Here is a 4,985-nt window from a genome sequence, read left to right as displayed (position 1 = left end):
TTTCACACCGAGTGCCATCGAACGGGACCGCCGGGCGTACCGGCGGTCCCGTGCTCGCCGATCCACCGCGGTTGCCCTAATCAGCACGGTGGCATTCGCCGCCGTCGGGTTCCTGACAGTGACCAACGCCCCCGGCTGGGAGCGGACCAAGGCGACGTTCTTCGACGTCTCGTACGGGTGGGAGGTCCTGCCCACCATCCTGGACGGGCTCTGGCTCAACGTCCGGGTGCTCGCCGTCGCCGCAGTCGCCGTCGTCATCGTCGCGCTTGCGCTGGCGTTGCTGCGTACCTTGCAGGGACCGGTGTTCCTGCCACTGCGCTTGCTGTCCACGGTGTATACCGACCTGTTCCGCGGGATGCCGCTGCTGATCGTGCTGTACCTGGTGGGTTTCGGTCTGCCGGCGCTACGGATCGACTGGCTCCCGACCGAGGCCGCGGTGCTCGGCACCATCGCCCTCGTCCTCACCTATTCGGCCTACGTCGCCGAGGTATTCCGAGCCGGCATCGAGGCGGTACATCCCAGCCAGCGAGCCGCGGCGCGCTCACTCGGGCTGACCTACCGGCAGACGACACGGATCGTCGTCCTGCCCCAGGCGGTGCGGAAGGTGACGCCACCGTTGCTCAACGACTTCGTCGCTCTTCAGAAAGACGTCGGGTTGATCTCCGTGCTGGGCGCGGTGGACGCCATCCGGAAGGCGCAGATCGAACAGGCGCAGACGTTCAACTTCACCCCTTACGTGGTAGCCGGCCTGCTGTTCGTCCTGCTGGCGGTGCCCTCGGCGCGACTCGCGGACTGGGTGACCAGCCGCGCCGCCCGACGTCAACAGGGAGGAGGCCTGGTATGACGGCGACGGAGACTGACACGTCCGTGCTGTCCGTCGATGGCGTGGTCAAGTTCTTCGGTGAGCACCAGGTCTTGCGCGGGATCAGCCTTGAAGTCGCGGAGCACCAGGTCGTCACCGTGATCGGATCGTCCGGCTCCGGCAAGTCGACCCTGATGCGCTGTGTCAACCTCCTGGAGGTCATAGACGACGGTGTGATCACGCTTGACGGGCAGGACATCACCGACCCGCGGGTGAATGCCGACCACGTACGCCGCCGCATCGGCGTGGTGTTCCAGGCCTACAACTTGTTCCCGCACATGACCGTGCTGGACAACGTCACCCTTGCCCCGCAGGTGGTGCATGGCGTCCGGCGTGATGAGGCCGTCGCCCGCGCCCATGAGCTGCTCAGCAGGGTCGGCCTCGCCGACAAGGCCGACGAGTACCCGGATCGCCTTTCCGGTGGCCAGCAGCAACGAGCGGCGATCGTGCGAGCGCTCGCCACCGGCCCGCGGCTGTTGTTGCTGGACGAGATCACCAGTGCGCTGGATCCGGAGCTCGTCGGGGACGTGCTGCGGTTGGTACGCGAGCTGGCCGAGCAGGGCATGACCATCCTGATGGCGACCCACGAGATGGGGTTCGCAAAGCAGGTCGCCGACCACGTGTGCTTCCTCGACAACGGCGTAGTCCTGGAGCAAGGGCCGCCCGAGCAGGTGCTGGGCGACCCCGTCGAGCCGCGGACCCGGCAGTTCCTCGCCCGCATCATCGACGCCGGACGCCTCTGACTCACGCACACCCACCCGGGTCATGCCCCGACCCGGACGAATCCGGAACGCGCAATACAATGGTTCTCAACATCATCTGTGGAGGCCACCCGAACATGACACAACCGACGACCCCGGAGCAGCCGGCCCCTGCGGGGGACGCTCGGACAACGGTCATGCGCTCGATCCTGGGGGGCATGGCGGCACAAGTGGTGGCGACAACCACCAAGCTGGGCATCGCCGATGCGCTCGGCGAGTCCACTGTCCACGCAGCGGATCTCGCCCAGCGGTGCGACGTTTCCGTGCAGCCCATGCGCCGGTTGTTACGGGCTCTTGCCGCGCTCGGCCTGTGCGCCGAACAGCATCCGGACCAGTTCGCCCTGACCGAAGCCGGCGGACTGCTACGCCGCGACCACCCACGTTCGCTGCACGGCTTTGCGCGGATGTTCACCGATCCGGCCATGCTCGGCGCGTGGAACCACCTGGACACTGCGGTGCACACCGGCGAGCCCCAGTTCGCCGAGATCTTCGGTGTGCCCTTCTTCGACCATCTGGCCGGGCAGCCGGAACTCTCGGCACTATTCAACGCCTCGATGAGCCAGGCCACGCGCGCAGTTGCCGCCAGCTTGCCCGACCACTACAACTTCGACAGATACAGCGTGGTGGCCGACGTGGGCGGTGGTGACGGCTCCCTGCTCTCGGCTATCCTCACCCGCAACGCCCACCTGCGCGGCTTCGTGTACGACACCCCCGAGGGCGCTGCCCAGGCTGTTGACACGATCAGCGCAGCAGAGCTCTCGGACCGATGCGATGTTGTCCACGGGGATTTCTTCCACCACATACCGGCAGGAGCTGACCTCGTTCTCCTCAAAAGCATCCTGCACGACTGGAACGACGACGCGGCCGGCACCATCCTTCACAACTGCCACGCGGTTCTTCCCGAACACGGCCGGCTGCTGATCATCGAACCCGTTCTACCCGAGGTAGTCCCCGAAGACGCCCGGGCCGGCATCTATCTCAGCGACCTGAACATGCTCGTCAATATCGGCGGCCGAGAACGTACCAGCGCTGAGTTCACCGAACTGTGCGAGCGTTCCGGCTTCGCCATCACCCGCATCGACCCGCTGCCTCAACATGTGGGCTTCTTCCTGATCGAAGCCGCACCCGAACCCGTGGTGACACCGAGTTAGAGATCGCGCGACCACGACCTCTAACGGATGGCGGCGTTGTACTCGTCGCGCCAGGCCACCCAGTCCCGGACGGCGCCCAGATCGTACGACGGCCCGCTGACACCGATGGTGAACAGGCTCGCGCCGGCGTCGATCAGTTCAGCGGCAGCCTCGTCGGGTGAACTGTTGTCGAGGCCGCGGACACCGGTCGACCGCTCGATCCCGGCCGGATCGCTGCCCACGTCGGCGCAGTGGTCGGCCAGGATCGCGCTCTTACGGGCGAGCGTCTGCGCGTCGGAGAAGCTGTGCCAGATGTCCGCGTGCTCGGCCACCATGCGCAGCGTCTTCTTCTCACCGCCACCGCCGATCAGGATCGGGATGTCCCGCAGCGGTTGCGGGTTCAGTCTCTCCCACCTCGACCGGATCCGCGGCAGCGCCTGGGCAAGGTCGTCCAAGCGGTAACCCGGGGTGCCGAACTCATATCCGTACTCGTCGTAATCCCGCTGGAACCAGCCGCCGCCGATCCCCAGGATCAGCCGGCCGCCGCTGATGTGGTCGACTGTACGCGCCATATCGGCCAGCAGATCGGGATTGCGGTAGCTGTTGCAGCTGACCAGCGCACCGATCTCCACCCGTGACGTCGCCTCGGCCCATGCACCGAGCATGGTCCAGCATTCGAAGTGCTTTCCATCGGCATCACCGCTGAGCGGGAAGAAGTGGTCCCAGTTGAAGACGATGTCGACGCCTGCCTCTTCCGCGTCCGCCACCGCCTGGCGGATCTGCTTGTAGTCCGCGTGCTGAGGCTGGATCTGGACACCGATACGCATCGGTCGGCTCATTGTTGCCCCTTCGTCACAAGTCACTTGTTCACGATCACAACGACGCGGCCGCCTCTGGCGCGGACCCGAGAACACGCAGCCGCCGCTGAGCCGGTCTCCTCCATAGAAGAGTCGCCGCTGTCACTGCGCGACTGACAATACCTACGGCGGCGCTACCGGACATCCATGTCCCCCGTCAGCTGAACCGGGAATAGTCTGGTGCGGCGCACAGCTGCAACGACGACATCCGGCGCGCTCCGCTCCCATCCGTATGGATCTATACGTACCCGTGTATGTCCGAACGGTTCCGTACCGGGAGAATAGCTGTCGTGCCTGAGAACCTGCCCGCTTCTGAGAAGCCGCTCGTCCGCGATGTCCTCGCCAGTCGTTACGCCTCACCGGAGCTCACGCGGCTCTGGTCCGCCGAGCACAAGATCGTGCTTGAGCGCCAACTCTGGCTGGCTGTCCTCCGTGCCCAGCGCGAACTAGGCGTCGACATCCCCGACGGCGTCGTCGAGGACTACGAGTCGGTCCAGCACGACGTCAACCTCGACAGCATCGCCGCCCGGGAGCGCATCACCCGGCACGACGTCAAGGCTCGCATCGAAGAGTTCAACGCGCTGGCCGGGCATGAGCATGTTCACAAGGGCATGACCAGCCGTGACCTGACCGAGAACGTGGAGCAGCTGCAGATCCGGCGCTCGCTCGAGCACGTGCGGGACAGCATCGTCGCGACGCTGGTCCGGCTCGCCGCGCGGGCAGGCGAGCACTCCAGCGTGGTCATGGCCGGACGGAGTCACAACGTCGCGGCGCAGGCCACCACCCTGGGCAAGCGGTTCGCCTCGGCGGCCGACGAACTGCTGATCGCCTACGACCGCCTCACCGACCTCATCGATCGCTACCCGCTGCGTGGCATCAAGGGCCCCGTCGGGACCGCGCAGGACATGCTGGATCTACTCGGCGGCGACCCGGCGAAGTTAGCCGACCTAGAGCGCCGGATCTCCACGCATCTCGGCTGCACCCGCGTACTGACCAGCGTCGGCCAGATCTACCCACGCTCACTCGACCACGACGTCCTCTCCGCACTCGTCCAGGCTGCGGCCGGCCCTTCCAGTCTGGCCACGACGGTCCGGCTGATGGCCGGCCAAGAACTCGTCACGGAGGGTTTCCAGGCTGGACAGGTCGGTTCCAGTGCGATGCCGCACAAGATGAACACCCGTTCCTGTGAGCGGGTCAACGGGCTCGCCGTCGTCCTGCGCGGTTACGCGTCGATGGCCGGCGAGCTGGCCGGCGCCCAGTGGAACGAGGGCGACGTCTTCTGCTCGGTGGTGCGGCGGGTCGCCCTTCCCGACGGCTTCTTCGCTGTCGACGGACTGTTCGAGACCTTCCTGACCGTGCTCGACGAGTTCGGCGC

General features: G+C 66.3%; 5 protein-coding genes. 4 read left to right on the top strand and 1 reads right to left on the bottom strand.

Features of this window, described 5'->3' with window-relative positions; all coding sequences use genetic code 11:
* The 3 genes from ELR45_RS35205 to ELR45_RS14330 all read left to right on the top strand — a co-directional run.
* A partial coding sequence (locus tag ELR45_RS35205) for an amino acid ABC transporter permease (protein ID WP_205856585.1) occupies positions 1 to 844 on the top strand: 844 nt, incomplete at its 5' end.
* Positions 841 to 1,605, top strand: a complete 765-nt coding sequence (locus ELR45_RS14335; RefSeq protein ID WP_129667006.1) for an amino acid ABC transporter ATP-binding protein — start codon at positions 841 to 843, stop codon at positions 1,603 to 1,605. The genes ELR45_RS35205 and ELR45_RS14335, both read left to right, overlap by 4 nt.
* Positions 1,606 to 1,700: 95 nt before the next feature.
* Complete coding sequence (locus ELR45_RS14330; protein WP_129667005.1) at positions 1,701 to 2,774, top strand: methyltransferase; 1,074 nt, start codon at positions 1,701 to 1,703, stop codon at positions 2,772 to 2,774.
* Positions 2,775 to 2,794: 20 nt separating this feature from the next.
* Here ELR45_RS14330 and ELR45_RS14325 read toward each other — a convergent pair whose 3' ends face one another.
* Positions 2,795 to 3,580, bottom strand: coding sequence for an LLM class F420-dependent oxidoreductase (locus tag ELR45_RS14325; RefSeq protein WP_240759713.1), 786 nt, complete (start codon positions 3,578 to 3,580; stop codon positions 2,795 to 2,797).
* Positions 3,581 to 3,900: 320 nt separating this feature from the next.
* Between ELR45_RS14325 and purB the strand changes: the two genes are divergently transcribed.
* A partial coding sequence (gene purB / locus ELR45_RS14320) for an adenylosuccinate lyase (RefSeq protein ID WP_240759712.1) occupies positions 3,901 to 4,985 on the top strand: 1,085 nt, incomplete at its 3' end.

Source organism: Phytoactinopolyspora endophytica (genome assembly GCF_004138495.1).
GTDB lineage: Bacteria > Actinomycetota > Actinomycetes > Jiangellales > Jiangellaceae > Phytoactinopolyspora > Phytoactinopolyspora endophytica.
This window is presented reverse-complemented; position numbering and strand designations above follow the sequence as displayed.